Source organism: Geobacillus sp. FJAT-46040, assembly GCF_002335725.1.
Taxonomy (GTDB): Bacteria; Bacillota; Bacilli; order Bacillales; family Anoxybacillaceae; genus Geobacillus; species Geobacillus thermoleovorans.
This window is the reverse complement of the sequence record NZ_NISS01000001.1, coordinates 1,738,499-1,754,816: the sequence shown is the minus strand read 5'-3', so window position 1 is coordinate 1,754,816 and position 16,318 is coordinate 1,738,499. Positions and strand designations below refer to the sequence as shown.

At 54.6% G+C, this 16,318-nt stretch carries 14 protein-coding genes; all 14 read left to right on the top strand.

All coding sequences use genetic code 11. From position 1 onward, the window contains the following. The first annotated feature begins 12 nt into the window (after window positions 1-12). The 14 genes from dxr to rpsO all read left to right on the top strand — a co-directional run bounded on the left by dxr (window position 13) and on the right by rpsO (window position 16,310). Window positions 13-1,161 carry a 1-deoxy-D-xylulose-5-phosphate reductoisomerase gene (gene dxr / locus CD000_RS09210; RefSeq protein ID WP_020278203.1) on the top strand — a complete coding sequence of 383 codons (1,149 nt, stop codon included), beginning with the start codon at window positions 13-15 and terminating at the stop codon, window positions 1,159-1,161. Between the two features lie 2 nt (window positions 1,162-1,163). Continuing rightward, window positions 1,164-2,429 (top strand): RIP metalloprotease RseP, encoded by a 1,266-nt coding sequence (gene rseP / locus CD000_RS09205; RefSeq protein ID WP_023634150.1) that lies wholly within the window; start codon window positions 1,164-1,166, stop codon window positions 2,427-2,429. A gap of 23 nt (window positions 2,430-2,452) precedes the next feature. Then, window positions 2,453-4,156: a proline--tRNA ligase gene (locus CD000_RS09200; protein WP_062898532.1), complete on the top strand. Its 1,704-nt coding sequence runs from the start codon at window positions 2,453-2,455 to the stop codon at window positions 4,154-4,156. A gap of 102 nt (window positions 4,157-4,258) precedes the next feature. Beyond that, window positions 4,259-8,563 carry a PolC-type DNA polymerase III gene (locus CD000_RS09195; RefSeq protein WP_096226269.1) on the top strand — a complete coding sequence of 1,435 codons (4,305 nt, stop codon included), beginning with the start codon at window positions 4,259-4,261 and terminating at the stop codon, window positions 8,561-8,563. Window positions 8,564-8,807: 244 nt separating this feature from the next. Further along, window positions 8,808-9,281, top strand: a complete 474-nt coding sequence (gene rimP / locus CD000_RS09190) for a ribosome maturation factor RimP (RefSeq protein ID WP_011230759.1) — start codon at window positions 8,808-8,810, stop codon at window positions 9,279-9,281. Window positions 9,282-9,305: 24 nt separating this feature from the next. Beyond that, window positions 9,306-10,457, top strand: coding sequence for a transcription termination factor NusA (nusA, locus tag CD000_RS09185; protein WP_096225507.1), 1,152 nt, complete (start codon window positions 9,306-9,308; stop codon window positions 10,455-10,457). 13 nt (window positions 10,458-10,470) lie between these two features. After that, window positions 10,471-10,761 (top strand): RNase P modulator RnpM, encoded by a 291-nt coding sequence (gene rnpM, locus CD000_RS09180; RefSeq protein ID WP_011230761.1) that lies wholly within the window; start codon window positions 10,471-10,473, stop codon window positions 10,759-10,761. Further along, window positions 10,751-11,059, top strand: a complete 309-nt coding sequence (locus CD000_RS09175; RefSeq protein ID WP_011230762.1) for a YlxQ family RNA-binding protein — start codon at window positions 10,751-10,753, stop codon at window positions 11,057-11,059. The genes rnpM and CD000_RS09175 overlap by 11 nt, the downstream gene beginning before the upstream one ends. 13 nt (window positions 11,060-11,072) lie before the next feature. Beyond that, the gene (gene infB, locus CD000_RS09170) at window positions 11,073-13,292 is read left to right on the top strand and encodes a translation initiation factor IF-2 (RefSeq protein ID WP_096225506.1); all 2,220 of its coding nucleotides are present in this window, start codon (window positions 11,073-11,075) and stop codon (window positions 13,290-13,292) included. Beyond that, window positions 13,289-13,567, top strand: a complete 279-nt coding sequence (locus CD000_RS09165) for a DUF503 domain-containing protein (RefSeq protein ID WP_011230764.1) — start codon at window positions 13,289-13,291, stop codon at window positions 13,565-13,567. Before infB ends, CD000_RS09165 begins: the two co-directional genes overlap by 4 nt. A 15-nt stretch (window positions 13,568-13,582) precedes the next feature. Continuing rightward, the gene (rbfA, locus tag CD000_RS09160; protein ID WP_014195477.1) at window positions 13,583-13,966 is read left to right on the top strand and encodes a 30S ribosome-binding factor RbfA; all 384 of its coding nucleotides are present in this window, start codon (window positions 13,583-13,585) and stop codon (window positions 13,964-13,966) included. A 54-nt stretch (window positions 13,967-14,020) separates the two neighbouring features. Next, window positions 14,021-14,929 carry a tRNA pseudouridine(55) synthase TruB gene (gene truB / locus CD000_RS09155; RefSeq protein WP_013523418.1) on the top strand — a complete coding sequence of 303 codons (909 nt, stop codon included), beginning with the start codon at window positions 14,021-14,023 and terminating at the stop codon, window positions 14,927-14,929. A 43-nt stretch (window positions 14,930-14,972) separates the two neighbouring features. Further along, entirely contained in the window at window positions 14,973-15,953 is a 981-nt protein-coding gene (ribF, locus tag CD000_RS09150) for a bifunctional riboflavin kinase/FAD synthetase (protein WP_198962534.1), read from the top strand. Window positions 15,954-16,040: 87 nt separating this feature from the next. Beyond that, window positions 16,041-16,310 carry a 30S ribosomal protein S15 gene (gene rpsO / locus CD000_RS09145; protein WP_011230768.1) on the top strand — a complete coding sequence of 90 codons (270 nt, stop codon included), beginning with the start codon at window positions 16,041-16,043 and terminating at the stop codon, window positions 16,308-16,310. The last annotated feature ends 8 nt before the right edge of the window (window positions 16,311-16,318 follow it).

The window sequence follows — 16,318 nt, the reverse complement described above, 5'->3', positions numbered from 1 at the left end:
GGAGTGAAACGATTGAAATATATTAGTATATTAGGGGCGAGCGGATCGATCGGCACACAGACGCTCGATGTCATCCGCGCCCATCCGGACGAATTCCGCTTGGCCGCCGCATCGGTCGGGAAAAATATCGAGGCGGCGAGGCGGCTGATCGCTGAATTTTCCCCAAGTCTTGTCGCCGTCGCTGACCGTGATGCGTATGAAGTTCTTTATCGCGAGTACCGCGGGCGGACGACGATCGTGTACGGAGAGGAAGGATTGATTGAAGCAGCCGTTTGCCCACAAGCCGATGTTGTCGTCACCGCTGTCGTCGGCAGCGTCGGCCTTGTGCCGACGCTGAAGGCGATTGAAGCGGGAAAAGCGATCGCCCTCGCCAACAAAGAGACGCTCGTTGTCGCCGGACATCTCGTCATGGCTGCAGCCAAGCGGCGCGGCGTGCCGCTGTTGCCAGTTGACAGTGAACATTCCGCCATTTTTCAATGTCTGCAAGGGGAAAGGATGGAGCAAGTCGACAAACTCATTCTGACCGCATCCGGCGGCAGCTTCCGCGACAAGACGCGCCGAGAGCTCGCTCATGTGACGGTTGAGGAGGCGCTTCGCCATCCGAACTGGTCGATGGGGGCAAAAATTACGATTGATTCAGCGACCATGATGAATAAAGGATTTGAGGTCATTGAGGCTCATTGGCTGTTCGGGCTGCCGTATGAGCGGATTGAGGTTGTTTTGCATCGAGAAAGCATCATCCATTCGCTCGTTCAGTTCCGTGACACAAGTGTATTGGCGCAGCTTGGAACGCCGGATATGCGCGTTCCGATCCAATATGCGCTTGCGTATCCAAAGCGGTTGCCGCTCCCATCCGCCAAGCCGCTTGATTTAATCTCGCTTGGGGCGCTCCATTTCGCCCCGGTTGATTTCGACCGCTATCGCTGTTTGCGTCTCGCCTATGAGGCTGGCAAGCGCGGCGGCTCGCTGCCGACGGTGTTGAATGCGGCCAATGAGGAGGCGGTGGCGGCGTTTTTAGCCGGGCGCATTCCATTTTTGGCCATCGAGGAGTGGATTGAACGCGCGCTCGAGCGCCATCGGCCAGTGAGCGATCCGCAGCTTGAGGACATTCGTGAAATCGATGCGGACGCGCGCGCCTACGTCCGCTCACTACTAACATAAAGGTGGTTGAAACGTTGGAATCGATCATTTCATTTATCGTCGTCTTTGGTGCCCTCGTCTTTTTTCACGAGCTCGGCCACTTGCTGCTAGCAAAACGGGCCGGCATTTTGTGCCGCGAATTTGCCATCGGCTTCGGACCGAAAGTGTTTTCGTTCAAGAAAAACGAAACGGTGTACACGATCCGCCTGCTCCCGCTTGGCGGCTTCGTCCGCATGGCCGGTGAAGACCCGGAGACGATTGAATTGAAGCGTGGGCAAGTCGTCGGTCTTTTGCTTGATGAGAGCGGCCAAGTGGAAAAAATCGTCCTCAACCATAAGGACGATTATCCGAATATCCGCGTAGTGGAAGTTGAAGAGGCCGATTTAGAGCATGGCATGTATGTGACCGGCTATACGGACGGCGAGCGGTTCGAGCGGTTTACGGTCAAGGAGCCGGCGTTTTTCGTCGTCGACCGCCAAGAGATTCAAATTGCTCCGTACCATCGCCAATTTGCGGCAAAAACGCTCGGGCAGCGAACGATGACGATTTTGGCCGGACCGCTCGCCAACTTTCTCTTGTCGCTCGTTGTCTTTATCATCATCGGTCTTTTGCAAGGCTATCCGGTCGACAAGCCGGTGATCGGCGAGCTGACGCCGGAGGGAGCGGCGCGCGCCGCCGGCTTGAAGCAAGGGGATGAAGTGATCGCCATTAACGGCGAACGGATGGAAACATGGACGGAAATCGTCAACACGATTCGCGCCCATCCGGGAGAACCGCTTCAGTTTCAAATTGAGCGGAATGGGAAAAAACGGAGTGTGACGGTCACTCCGGAGGCGAAAACGGTGCAAGGGGAGACGATCGGCTTGATCGGCGTCTATCAGCCGATGGAAAAATCGGTGTTGGGCTCGATCAAGCAAGGGCTGGTTGAGACGTATTACTGGACGCGGGAAATTGTAACGGGGCTCGGCCAATTGATCACCGGCCAGTTTCAGCTTGACATGCTGTCCGGACCGGTCGGCATCGCCGTATCGACCGGCAAAGTGGCTGAGTCTGGGATCTACTACTTGATGAAATGGGGCGCGATTTTAAGCATCAACCTGGGGATTGTCAACTTGTTGCCATTGCCGGCGCTAGACGGCGGGCGGCTCCTCTTTTTCGCCATTGAAGCGGTGCGCGGCAAGCCGGTCGACCGGCAAAAAGAAGGAATGGTCCATTTTATCGGCTTTGCCTTGCTTATGTTGCTTATGCTTGTGGTGACATGGAATGACATTCAAAAATTTTTCCTATAGAGAGAAAACGAGGTGGCTAATGGATGAGACAAAGTCAAGCGTTTATTCCGACGTTGCGTGAAGTGCCGGCGGATGCGGAAGTGAAAAGCCATCAGCTCCTGCTCCGGGCCGGCTTCATTCGTCAAAGCGCAAGCGGCGTCTATACGTTTTTGCCGCTCGGGCAGCGTGTTTTGCAAAAAGTGGAAGCGATCATCCGTGAGGAGATGAATCGTATCGGGGCGATGGAGCTTCTCATGCCGGCCTTGCAGCCAGCTGAGCTTTGGCAGCAGTCCGGCCGCTGGTACTCGTACGGGCCGGAGCTGATGCGCTTAAAAGACCGGCACGAGCGCGATTTCGCCCTCGGGCCGACGCATGAGGAAATGATCACGGCGATCGTCCGCGACGAGGTGAAAACGTACAAGCGGCTGCCGCTTGTCTTGTATCAAATTCAAACGAAATTCCGCGATGAAAAGCGTCCGCGTTTTGGGCTGTTGCGCGGCCGCGAGTTCATGATGAAAGACGCCTACTCGTTCCATACGTCGAAAGAAAGCTTGGATGAAACGTACAACAACATGTATGAGGCGTATGCGAACATTTTCCGCCGCTGCGGATTGAACTTCCGCGCCGTCATCGCCGACTCGGGGGCGATTGGCGGCAAAGATACGCATGAGTTTATGGTGCTCTCGGACATCGGCGAAGATACGATCGCCTACTCCGATGCGTCTGACTATGCCGCCAACATCGAGATGGCGCCAGTCGTGGCGACGTACGAAAAAAGCGATGAGCCGCCAGCCGAATTGAAAAAAGTGGCGACGCCGGGGCAAAAAACGATCGCTGAAGTCGCTTCGCACTTACAAATATCGCCGGAGCGCTGCATCAAATCGCTTTTGTTCAATGTGGACGGCCGCTATGTGCTCGTTCTCGTCCGCGGCGATCATGAAGCGAACGAGGTGAAGGTGAAAAACGTGCTCGACGCGACGGTCGTCGAATTGGCGACGCCGGAAGAAACGGAGCGGGTGATGAACGCTCCAATCGGTTCGCTCGGCCCGATCGGCGTCAGCGAAGACGTCACTGTGATCGCGGACCATGCTGTCGCCGCCATCGTCAACGGCGTTTGCGGCGCGAACGAGGAAGGATACCATTACATCGGAGTCAACCCGGGCCGCGATTTTGCCGTCAGTCAATACGCCGATTTGCGCTTCGTAAAAGAAGGCGACCCGTCTCCAGATGGCAAAGGGACGATCCGCTTTGCCCGCGGCATTGAAGTCGGGCATGTGTTTAAGCTGGGGACAAAATACAGCGAAGCGATGAACGCCGTCTATTTGGATGAAAACGGCCAAACGCAGACGATGATCATGGGTTGCTACGGCATCGGCGTATCAAGATTGGTGGCCGCAATCGCCGAACAGTTTGCTGACGAACACGGGCTTGTGTGGCCGGCTTCGGTCGCACCGTTTCACATCCATTTGCTTACAGCGAACGCAAAAAGCGATGAACAGCGCGCGTTGGCGGAAGAGTGGTATGAAAAGCTCGGACAGGCTGGGTTTGAAGTGTTGTATGACGACCGCCCCGAACGGGCCGGAGTGAAGTTTGCCGACAGCGATTTGATCGGCATTCCGCTCCGCGTCACCGTCGGCAAGCGAGCGGGCGAAGGCGTTGTGGAAGTAAAAGTGCGGAAAACAGGCGAGACGTTCGATGTGCCGGTCAGCGAGCTTGTCGACACTGCGCGCCGTCTCCTTCAATCATGAGTGCCGGCGCTGGCGAAAAAGAATTCTGTCTTTTTCGCCGGCGCTTTTGTTATGGTATGATATAGAAAGAGAATGATGTTGAGAGGGGAACAAACGGACGTCATGGTGACAAAAGAGCAAAAAGAGCGGTTTCTCATCCTGCTTGAGCAGTTGAAGATGACGTCGGACGAATGGATGCCGCATTTTCGTGAGGCAGCCATTCGCAAAGTCGTGATCGATAAAGAGGAGAAAAGCTGGCATTTTTATTTTCAGTTCGACAACGTGCTGCCGGTTCATGTATACAAAACGTTTGCCGATCGACTGCAGACGGCGTTCCGCCATATCGCCGCCGTCCGCCATACGATGGAGGTCGAAGCGCCGCGCGTAACTGAGGCGGATGTGCAGGCGTATTGGCCGCTTTGCCTTGCCGAGCTGCAAGAAGGCATGTCGCCGCTTGTCGATTGGCTCAGCCGGCAGACGCCCGAGCTGAAAGGAAACAAGCTGCTTGTCGTTGCCCGCCATGAAGCGGAAGCGCTGGCGATCAAACGGCGGTTCGCCAAAAAAATCGCTGATGTGTACGCTTCGTTTGGGTTCCCCCCCCTTCAGCTTGACGTCAGCGTCGAGCCGTCCAAGCAAGAAATGGAACAGTTTTTGGCGCAAAAACAGCAAGAGGACGAAGAGCGAGCGCTTGCTGTACTGACCGATTTAGCGAGGGAAGAAGAAAAGGCCGCGTCTGCGCCGCCGTCCGGTCCGCTTGTCATCGGCTATCCGATCCGCGACGAGGAGCCGGTGCGGCGGCTTGAAACGATCGTCGAAGAAGAGCGGCGCGTCGTTGTGCAAGGCTATGTATTTGACGCCGAAGTGAGCGAATTAAAAAGCGGCCGCACGCTGTTGACCATGAAAATCACAGATTACACGAACTCGATTTTAGTCAAAATGTTCTCGCGCGACAAAGAGGACGCCGAGCTCATGAGCGGCGTCAAAAAAGGCATGTGGGTGAAAGTGCGCGGCAGCGTGCAAAACGATACGTTCGTCCGTGATTTGGTCATCATCGCCAACGATTTGAACGAAATCGCCGCAAACGAACGGCAAGATACGGCGCCTGAAGGGGAAAAGAGGGTCGAGCTCCATTTGCATACCCCGATGAGCCAAATGGACGCGGTCACCTCGGTGACAAAACTCATTGAGCAAGCGAAAAAATGGGGGCATCCGGCGATCGCCGTCACCGACCATGCCGTTGTTCAGTCGTTTCCGGAGGCCTACAGCGCGGCGAAAAAACACGGCATGAAGGTCATTTACGGCCTTGAGGCGAACATCGTCGACGATGGCGTGCCGATCGCCTACAATGAAACGCACCGCCGTCTTTCGGAGGAAACGTACGTCGTCTTTGACGTCGAGACGACGGGCCTGTCGGCTGTGTACAATACGATCATTGAGCTGACGGCGGTGAAAGTGAAAGACGGCGAGATCATCGACCGGTTCATGTCGTTTGCCAACCCTGGACATCCGTTGTCAGTGACAACGATGGAGCTGACTGGGATCACCGATGAGATGGTGAAAGACGCCCCGAAGCCGGACGAGGTGCTAGCCCGTTTTGTTGACTGGGCCGGCGATGCGACGCTTGTTGCCCACAACGCCAGCTTTGACATCGGTTTTTTAAACGCGGGCTTCGCTCGCATGGGGCGCGGCAAAATCGCGAATCCAGTCATCGATACGCTCGAGCTGGCCCGTTTTTTATACCCGGATTTGAAAAACCATCGGCTCAATACATTGTGCAAAAAATTTGACATTGAATTGACGCAGCATCACCGCGCCATCTACGACGCGGAGGCGACCGGGCATTTGCTTATGCGGCTGTTGAAGGAAGCGGAAGAGCGCGGCATACTGTTTCATGACGAATTAAACAGCCGCACGCACAGCGAAGCGTCCTATCGGCTTGCGCGCCCGTTCCATGTGACGCTGTTGGCGCAAAACGAGACTGGATTGAAAAATTTGTTCAAGCTTGTGTCATTGTCGCACATTCAATATTTTCACCGTGTGCCGCGCATCCCGCGCTCCGTGCTCGTCAAGCACCGCGACGGCCTGCTTGTCGGCTCGGGCTGCGACAAAGGAGAGCTGTTTGACAACTTGATCCAAAAGGCGCCGGAAGAAGTCGAAGACATCGCCCGTTTTTACGATTTTCTTGAAGTGCATCCGCCGGACGTGTACAAGCCGCTCATCGAGATGGATTATGTGAAAGACGAAGAGATGATCAAAAACATCATCCGCAGCATCGTCGCCCTTGGTGAGAAGCTTGACATCCCGGTTGTCGCCACTGGCAACGTCCATTACTTGAACCCAGAAGATAAAATTTACCGGAAAATCTTAATCCATTCGCAAGGCGGGGCGGATCCGCTCAACCGCCATGAACTGCCGGATGTATATTTCCGTACGACGAATGAAATGCTTGACTGCTTCTCGTTTTTAGGGCCGGAAAAAGCGAAGGAAATCGTCGTTGACAACACGCAAAAAATCGCTTCGTTAATCGGCGATGTCAAGCCGATCAAAGATGAGCTGTATACGCCGCGCATCGAAGGGGCGGACGAGGAAATCAGGGAAATGAGCTACCGGCGGGCGAAGGAAATTTACGGCGACCCGTTGCCGAAACTTGTTGAAGAGCGGCTTGAGAAGGAGCTAAAAAGCATCATCGGCCATGGCTTTGCCGTCATTTATTTGATCTCGCACAAGCTTGTGAAAAAATCGCTCGATGACGGCTACCTTGTCGGGTCGCGCGGATCGGTCGGCTCGTCGTTTGTCGCGACGATGACGGAAATCACCGAGGTCAATCCGCTGCCGCCGCATTACGTTTGCCCAAACTGCAAGCATTCGGAGTTCTTTAACGACGGTTCAGTCGGCTCAGGGTTTGATTTGCCGGATCAAAACTGCCCGCGATGTGGAACGAAATACAAGAAAGACGGGCACGACATCCCGTTTGAGACGTTTCTCGGCTTTAAAGGCGACAAAGTGCCGGATATCGACTTGAACTTTTCCGGCGAATACCAGCCGCGCGCCCACAACTATACGAAAGTGCTGTTTGGCGAAGACAACGTCTACCGCGCCGGGACGATTGGCACGGTCGCTGACAAAACGGCGTACGGATTTGTCAAAGCGTATGCGAGCGACCATAACTTAGAGCTGCGCGGCGCGGAAATCGACCGGCTCGCGGCTGGCTGCACCGGGGTGAAGCGGACGACCGGACAGCATCCGGGCGGCATCATCGTCGTCCCTGATTATATGGAAATTTACGATTTTACGCCGATTCAATATCCGGCCGATGACACGTCCTCTGAATGGCGGACGACCCATTTCGACTTCCATTCGATCCACGACAATTTGTTGAAGCTCGATATTCTCGGGCACGACGATCCGACGGTCATTCGCATGCTGCAAGATTTAAGCGGCATCGATCCGAAAACGATCCCGACCGACGACCCGGATGTGATGGGCATTTTCAGCAGCACCGAGCCGCTTGGCGTTACGCCGGAGCAAATCATGTGCAATGTCGGCACGATCGGCATTCCGGAGTTTGGCACGCGCTTCGTTCGACAAATGTTGGAAGAGACAAGGCCAAAAACGTTTTCCGAACTCGTGCAAATTTCCGGCTTGTCGCACGGCACCGATGTGTGGCTCGGCAACGCGCAAGAGCTCATTCAAAACGGCACGTGTACGTTATCGGAAGTCATCGGCTGCCGCGACGACATTATGGTCTATTTGATTTACCGCGGGCTCGAGCCGTCGCTCGCTTTTAAAATCATGGAATCCGTGCGCAAAGGAAAAGGCTTAACGCCGGAGTTTGAAGCAGAAATGCGCAAACATGACGTGCCGGAGTGGTACATCGATTCATGCAAAAAAATCAAGTACATGTTCCCGAAAGCGCACGCCGCCGCCTACGTGTTAATGGCGGTGCGCATCGCCTACTTTAAGGTGCACCATCCGCTTTTGTATTACGCGTCGTACTTTACGGTGCGGGCGGAGGACTTTGACCTTGACGCCATGATCAAAGGATCAGCCGCCATTCGCAAGCGGATTGAGGAAATCAACGCCAAAGGCATTCAGGCGACGGCGAAAGAAAAAAGCTTGCTCACGGTTCTTGAGGTGGCCTTAGAGATGTGCGAGCGCGGCTTTTCCTTTAAAAATATCGATTTGTACCGCTCGCAGGCGACGGAATTCGTCATTGACGGCAATTCTCTCATTCCGCCGTTCAACGCCATTCCGGGGCTTGGGACGAACGTGGCGCAGGCGATCGTGCGCGCTCGCGAGGAAGGTGAGTTTTTGTCGAAGGAGGATTTGCAACAGCGCGGCAAATTGTCGAAAACGCTGCTCGAGTATCTAGAAAGCCGCGGCTGCCTTGACTCGCTTCCAGACCATAACCAGCTGTCGCTGTTTTAGTGGAAACGCCGCCGCTGAAGGAAGCGGACAGCGCTCTTTCGCCCGAGCGGCAGTTTCCCGTTGCAATATATTTCCCAATGTGTTATAGTTTTAGTGGAATTGGCAAAGATAATGGCAAGCAGAGAGTGGGGAAACCCACTCTTTCGTCTTGAATGGGCACCCGTCTCTCGTTCATTCCCTGCCTTGTGCAGGGGATTTTCTCATTATGCCACGCATGCACGTTTGCTCGGTAAGGAGGAACACAATGAGCAAAAAGGTGACAGAAACGGTCGAACAACTCGTCACACCGATTTTGGACGAAATGGGGCTTGAACTCGTCGATATTGAATATGTGAAGGAAGGGAAAAATTGGTTTTTGCGCGTCTTCATTGACTCTGACGATGGCGTCGATATTGAACAATGCGGTGCTGTCAGCGAAAAATTGAGCGAAAAGCTGGATGAAGTCGATCCGATTCCGCATAACTATTTTTTGGAAGTATCATCGCCCGGAGCAGAGCGGCCGCTGAAAAAGGCAAAAGATTTTGCCAAGGCCATTGGGAAAAATGTATATATCAAAACGTATGAGCCCATTGAAGGAGAAAAGCAGTTTGAAGGCGAACTAACCGCTTTTGACGGAACGACCGTGACGCTGTTGGTCAAAGACCGCGGACGGCAAAAAACGGTCGCCATTCCGTATGAAAAAGTGGCAAGCGCCCGATTAGCCGTCATTTTCTTCTAATCGCAAAAGGGGGATTTTTGTTGCATGAACACGCAATTGCTTGAGGCGTTAGCCGATCTGATGCGGGAAAAAGGCATCAGCAAAGAAGTCGTGATGGAAGCGATCGAAGCGGCGATCGTTTCAGCGTATAAACGCAATTTCGGCCAGGCGCAAAACGTGCGCGTCGATCTCAATATGGACACCGGCACGATCCGCGTGTTCGCGCGCAAAGATGTCGTCGAAGAGGTGGCCGATCCGCGCCTTGAAATTTCGCTTGAGGACGCGCAGCGGATCAATCCGAATTATCAAATCGGCGACGTCGTCGAGCTCGAAGTGACGCCGCGCGATTTCGGGCGCATCGCCGCACAGACGGCGAAGCAAGTCGTCACCCAGCGCGTGCGCGAGGCAGAGCGGAGCATCATCTACGCCGAATTTGTCGACCGTGAAGAGGACATTATGACCGGCATCGTTCAGCGCGTCGACCCGCGCTTTGTCTACGTCAGCCTCGGCAAGGCGGAGGCGCTCCTGCCGGCAAACGAACAAATGCCGAATGAAACCTATAAGCCGCACGACCGGTTGAAAGTATACATTACGAAAGTGGAAAAAACGACAAAAGGGCCGCAAATTTTCGTCTCCCGCACCCACCCGGGACTGTTGAAACGGCTGTTTGAGCTCGAAGTGCCGGAAATTTACGACGGAACGGTCGAGATTAAATCGATCGCCCGCGAAGCCGGCGACCGTTCGAAAATTTCCGTCCACTCCGACAACCCGGAGGTCGATCCGGTCGGCGCATGCGTCGGACCGAGAGGGCAACGCGTGCAGGCCATTGTTGATGAGCTGAACGGAGAAAAAATCGATATCGTCCGCTGGTCGGCCGATCCGGTGGAGTTTGTCGCCAACGCGTTAAGCCCGGCGAAAGTGTTGCGCGTCATTGTCAACGAGGAGCAAAAGGCGACGACGGTCATCGTTCCGGACTATCAGCTGTCGCTCGCCATCGGCAAACGCGGGCAAAACGCGCGGCTGGCGGCGAAATTGACCGGCTGGAAAATTGATATTAAAAGCGAATCGGAAGCGCGGGAGATGGGCATTGATCCGCATGCGCCATCCACTTCGCTTGATTTCAGCGATGCGTCGGCCGATAATGAAAATAGCGAAGAAAACGGCCCATCGTTTGATCAATCGGCGGAAATCGAGTGAGGGGGAATGAAAAATGGCAGCGCAAAAGAAAATTCCGTTGCGCAAATGCGTCGTCACTGGAGAGATGAAGCCGAAACGGGAGATGGTGCGCATCGTCCGCTCGAAAGAGGGGGAAGTGTCGATCGACCCAACCGGCAAAAAGGCGGGGCGCGGCGCGTATATTACCCTTGATCCGGAGTGCATTTTGCAGGCGAAAAAGAAAAACATTTTGGCCCGCCATTTAAAAGCAGACATCGATGATGCGATTTATGACGAATTGCTCGCCTTGGCGGAAAAGGAGAAACAGGCCGGACATGAAGCATAACCGTTGGGCATCGCTGCTTGGATTGGCGCAGCGGGCGGGCAAAGTCGTCTCCGGCGAGGAGCTTGTCGTCAAAGAAGTGCAGCGGGGCCGGGCGCGGCTCGTCTTGCTTTCGCAAGACGCATCGGTCAACACCGAAAAAAAAGTGACGGACAAATGCACGTTTTATGGCGTCCCGCTTTGCAAAGTGCCGGACCGGTATGTGCTTGGCGGCGCGATCGGCAAGGACGCCCGTGTCGTTGTCGCTGTCATCGACGAAGGGTTTGCGCGCCAATTGCAAACGATGCTCGACCGATCTTAATGGGGGTGAATGTATGTCGAAAATGCGTGTGTATGAATACGCGAAAAAACAGAACGTTCCAAGCAAGGACGTCATTCATAAATTGAAAGAAATGAACATTGAAGTGAACAACCATATGGCGATGCTGGAGGCTGATGTCGTCGAAAAACTCGACCATCAATATCGCCCGAACACCGGGAAAAAAGAAGAGAAAAAAGCGGAAAAGAAAACGGAGAAGCCGAAACGGCCGACGCCGGCGAAAGCGGCCGATTTTGCTGATGAGGAAATTTTTGACGACAGCAAAGAAGCGGCGAAAATGAAACCGGCGAAGAAAAAGGGAGCGCCAAAAGGGAAGGAAACGAAAAAAACCGAGGCGCAACAGCAAGAAAAGAAACTGCTCCAAGCGGCGAAAAAGAAAGGAAAAGGGCCGGCGAAAGGGAAAAAGCAGGCAGCACCAGCCGCAAAACAAGCGCCGCAGCCGGCGAAAAAAGAAAAAGAGCTGCCGAAAAAAATTACGTTTGAAGGCTCGCTTACCGTGGCCGAACTGGCGAAAAAGCTTGGCCGCGAACCGTCGGAAATTATTAAGAAGCTGTTTATGCTCGGCGTGATGGCGACAATCAACCAAGATTTAGACAAAGACGCCATCGAGCTCATCTGCTCAGATTACGGCGTTGAAGTCGAAGAAAAAGTGACGATCGATGAGACGAACTTTGAAGCGATCGAAATTGTCGATGCGCCGGAAGATTTGGTTGAACGGCCGCCGGTCGTGACGATCATGGGGCACGTCGACCACGGGAAAACGACGTTGCTTGATGCGATCCGCCACTCCAAAGTGACGGAGCAAGAAGCCGGCGGTATTACGCAACACATCGGTGCGTATCAAGTGACGGTCAATGACAAAAAAATTACGTTCCTCGATACGCCGGGGCATGAAGCGTTTACAACGATGCGGGCGCGCGGCGCGCAAGTGACCGATATCGTCATTCTTGTCGTTGCCGCGGATGACGGGGTGATGCCGCAGACGGTGGAAGCGATCAACCACGCCAAGGCGGCAAACGTGCCGATTATTGTCGCCATCAACAAAATCGATAAGCCGGAAGCGAACCCGGACCGCGTCATGCAAGAATTGATGGAATACAACCTCGTTCCGGAAGAATGGGGCGGCGATACGATTTTCTGCAAGTTGTCGGCGAAAACGAAAGAGGGCCTTGATCATCTTTTGGAAATGATTTTGCTTGTCAGTGAGATGGAAGAATTAAAAGCCAACCCGAACCGGCGTGCGGTCGGTACGGTGATCGAAGCGAAGCTTGATAAAGGGCGTGGCCCGGTGGCAACGCTTTTGATTCAAGCGGGAACGTTGCGTGTCGGCGATCCGATCGTCGTCGGCACAACATACGGGCGCGTGCGCGCGATGGTGAACGACAGCGGCCGGCGCGTCAAAGAGGCGACTCCGTCGATGCCAGTCGAAATTACTGGGCTGCATGAAGTGCCGCAAGCCGGCGACCGCTTCATGGTGTTTGAGGATGAGAAAAAGGCGCGGCAAATCGCGGAGGCGCGGGCGCAGCGGCAGCTGCAGGAGCAGCGAAGCGTCAAAACGCGCGTCAGCTTGGATGATTTGTTTGAACAAATTAAGCAAGGCGAAATGAAAGAGCTGAATTTGATCGTCAAAGCCGATGTTCAAGGATCGGTTGAGGCGCTTGTCGCCGCCTTGCAAAAAATCGATGTGGAAGGCGTGCGGGTGAAAATCATCCACGCGGCTGTCGGCGCCATCACCGAATCGGATATTTCTCTGGCGACGGCATCGAACGCCATCGTCATTGGATTTAACGTCCGTCCGGATGCAAACGCAAAGCGCGTCGCTGAATCGGAAAAAGTCGACATCCGCCTCCATCGCATCATTTACAATGTCATCGAGGAAATTGAAGCGGCGATGAAAGGGATGCTCGATCCGGAGTACGAAGAGAAAGTGATCGGTCAGGCGGAAGTGCGGCAAACGTTCAAAGTATCGAAAGTCGGCACGATCGCCGGTTGCTATGTCACGGACGGCAAAATCACCCGCGACAGCAAGGTGCGCCTCATTCGCCAAGGCATCGTCGTCTACGAAGGGGAAATCGATTCGCTCAAGCGGTATAAAGACGATGTGCGCGAAGTGGCGCAAGGGTATGAATGCGGGCTGACGATCAAAAACTTCAATGATATCAAAGAAGGAGATGTCATCGAAGCATACATCATGCAGGAAGTGGCCCGGGCATGATCGGCTTCGCCGCGTGCGAATGCATCATCTACAACGCCCGCTCGCTCAAGGATAAACGGGCCGTCCTGCAGCGGGTCATGACAAGAATCCGGCAAAAATATAACGTCTCTGTGGCCGAAATCGATCATCAAGACGCATGGCAACGAGCGACCATCGGCCTTGTTGCCATTACGTCCAGCCGCCGGGCGACCGAACGGGAGCTCGAGCGTGCGCTTGCTTTGATCGACTCGTTCCCTGAGCTGGAGCGGGCGGCCACATCATTCGAGTGGTTGTAACCGAGGTGATGGGTGATGAATATACGGGCAACTCGCGTTGGCGAGCAAATGAAAAAAGAGTTGAGCGACATCATCAGCCGCAGGCTGAAAGACCCGCGCATCGGCTTTGTCACGGTGACCGATGTGCGGGTCACCGGTGATTTGCAACAGGCGAAAGTGTACATCAGCGTCCTTGGCGATGACAAGCAGCAGGAAGAGACGTTGAAGGCGCTCGAGAAAGCGAAAGGGTTTATCCGTTCGGAAATCGGGCAGCGCATCCGCCTTCGCAAGACGCCGGAAATTTTCTTTGAAATCGATGAAACGATTGAATACGGCAGCCGCATCGAACAGCTGATTCGGCAAATTTCAAGCGATGACCACCCGGCGAAAGAGGCGGATGGGGAGCCGAACAATGGATAGACGAACCGTCTATCCATTTCCATTCATGATCATGGAAACGGAAAGGGTGCGTCGATGGACGGGGTATTGCTGCTGAATAAACCGAAAGGGATGACGTCTCACGACTGCGTGGCCAAAGTGCGCCGTCTGCTTGGCGTAAAAAAAGCGGGACACACCGGCACGCTTGACCCAAACGTGTCCGGTGTGCTGCCCATTTGCCTTGGCAAGGCGACGCGCATCGCCGAGTTTTTGACCGGGACGACGAAAACGTATGAAGGAAAAGTGACGCTTGGCGCCGCGACGACAACCGAAGATGCGGACGGCGACATCATCGCCGCCCGTCCGGTTGACCGGCCGATTGCGCGCGCGGAAATCGAAGCGGTGTTTGACAGCTTGACCGGAGAAATTGAGCAAACGCCGCCGATGTACTCCGCGGTGAAAGTGGGCGGCAAAAAACTGTATGAATACGCGCGCGCCGGCATCGAAGTCGAACGTCCGACGCGGCGCGTGACCATTTATGAGCTCGAACTGCTTGATGAACGTGAACAATTCTTTGGGGAAACGGTGTCATTTCGCTTTCGCGTCACGTGCAGCAAAGGCACGTACGTGCGTACGCTGGCGGTGATGATCGGCGAGCGGCTCGGCTATCCGGCGCATATGTCCGACCTCATCCGTACGGCGTCCGGGCCGTTTCGGCTTGAAGATTGCGTAACGTTTGAAGACGTTGAGCGCCGGGCGGCCGACGGGACGGCTGATGCCTTGCTCATCCCGATCGAGCGGGCGCTTTTTCATTTGCCGAAATATGAAATCAATGATAAAGTAGCAGAGAAGGTAAAAAACGGGGCGCTGCTCCGGCTTCCCGCTTTTTTAGAGAAGCTTGACGGGCCGGTCGTGCTTGTTTCGCCCGAGCGGGAAGCGCTGGCCCTGTACGTGAAGCATCCGGCGCGCCCCGGCTTGATGAAACCGCTCAAAGTGTTTCGTTAACGCCGCGGGTGCAACGCGGAAATAAAGAAGGTAGGTCATGGACATGGAAACGCTGTTTCTTTCGCATCCCCACCGTCTCGAACGCCAGGCGCTCCCTCCGACGGTGATGGCGCTGGGCTATTTCGACGGCATCCACCTCGGCCATCAAAAAGTGATCCGCACCGCGGTCGAGATCGCCAACGAGCGTGGGTACGAAAGCGCGGTGATGACGTTTCATCCTCATCCGTCCGTTGTGCTTGGCAAACAGTCCGAGCTGCGCTCGATCACGCCGCTTGGCAAAAAGGAGCAGCTGATTGCATCACTTGGCGTCAACCGGCTGTACATCGTTGAATTTACGCCGACGTTTGCTGCGCTGTCGCCAGAAGCGTTCGTTGACCAATATTTGGACGGGTTGCACGTGAAACATGTCGTCGCCGGCTTCGATTTCACTTATGGGCGGTTCGGAAAAGGAACGATGGAGACGATGTCGATTCATGCGTGCGGCCGCTTTGGACAGACGGTCATTCCGAAGCTCGCGGTCGACGGGGAAAAAGTGAGCTCGTCCCGGGTGCGGAAACTGCTCGAAGACGGGGCGGTCGAACAGCTTCCCCGCCTGCTCGGCCGCTTTTATGAGCTTGAAGGAACGGTCGTTGCCGGGGAACGGCGCGGGCGGATGATCGGCTTTCCAACGGCGAACATCGCTTTAAACAGCGATTATGCCTTGCCGGCAGTCGGCGTCTATGCAGTCAAGGCGGTGATCGGCGGGCAAGTATATGAAGGGGTGGCGAACGTCGGCTACAAACCGACGTTCCATAAAACGCGCGAAGGATTGCCGAATATTGAGGTGCACTTATTCGAGTTTTCCGGCGATATTTATGGACAAACGATGACCATTGAGTGGCACCGCCGTCTGCGGAGCGAGCAGAAGTTTACCAGTGTCGATGAACTGACGGCGCAAATCGCCCGCGACAAGAAAGAGGCGGAGCAGTATTTCCGCTGTTTCAGCGAAAAGACTTGCATTTTGCCGGAAAAAGAGGTATTCTAATCAATGTATGCGAACCATTGCTTGGCTAGGCGAGTCACCGACGCCCGCTCGGCAATCGGGGATCTAGGACTAGGGAGGTGAACAAGGATGGCATTGACGCAGGAGCGCAAACGCGAAATCATCGAGCAGTTTAAAATCCATGAGAACGACACTGGTTCTCCGGAAGTGCAAGTTGCGATCTTGACGGAGCAAATCAACAACTTGAACGAGCATTTGCGCATTCATAAAAAAGACCATCATTCACGGCGCGGCTTGCTGAAAATGGTCGGGAAGCGCCGCAACTTATTGGCCTACTTGCGCAAGAAAGATGTGGCGCGCTACCGTGAATTGATTGAGAAACTTGGATTACGTCGATAAAAAAGCGG

Excerpts from the sequence above, each read along its gene's own strand:
- CD000_RS09200 (WP_062898532.1), top strand. The coding sequence starts at position 2,453 with ATGAGACAAAGTCAAGCGTTTATTCCGACGTTGCGTGAAGTGCCGGCG.
- CD000_RS09195 (WP_096226269.1), top strand. The coding sequence starts at position 4,259 with ATGGTGACAAAAGAGCAAAAAGAGCGGTTTCTCATCCTGCTTGAGCAG.
- rimP (WP_011230759.1), top strand. The coding sequence starts at position 8,808 with ATGAGCAAAAAGGTGACAGAAACGGTCGAACAACTCGTCACACCGATT.
- nusA (WP_096225507.1), top strand. The coding sequence starts at position 9,306 with ATGAACACGCAATTGCTTGAGGCGTTAGCCGATCTGATGCGGGAAAAA.
- rnpM (WP_011230761.1), top strand. The coding sequence starts at position 10,471 with ATGGCAGCGCAAAAGAAAATTCCGTTGCGCAAATGCGTCGTCACTGGA.
- CD000_RS09175 (WP_011230762.1), top strand. The coding sequence starts at position 10,751 with ATGAAGCATAACCGTTGGGCATCGCTGCTTGGATTGGCGCAGCGGGCG.
- infB (WP_096225506.1), top strand. The coding sequence starts at position 11,073 with ATGTCGAAAATGCGTGTGTATGAATACGCGAAAAAACAGAACGTTCCA.
- CD000_RS09165 (WP_011230764.1), top strand. The coding sequence starts at position 13,289 with ATGATCGGCTTCGCCGCGTGCGAATGCATCATCTACAACGCCCGCTCG.
- rbfA (WP_014195477.1), top strand. The coding sequence starts at position 13,583 with ATGAATATACGGGCAACTCGCGTTGGCGAGCAAATGAAAAAAGAGTTG.
- truB (WP_013523418.1), top strand. The coding sequence starts at position 14,021 with ATGGACGGGGTATTGCTGCTGAATAAACCGAAAGGGATGACGTCTCAC.
- ribF (WP_198962534.1), top strand. The coding sequence starts at position 14,973 with ATGGAAACGCTGTTTCTTTCGCATCCCCACCGTCTCGAACGCCAGGCG.
- rpsO (WP_011230768.1), top strand. The coding sequence starts at position 16,041 with ATGGCATTGACGCAGGAGCGCAAACGCGAAATCATCGAGCAGTTTAAA.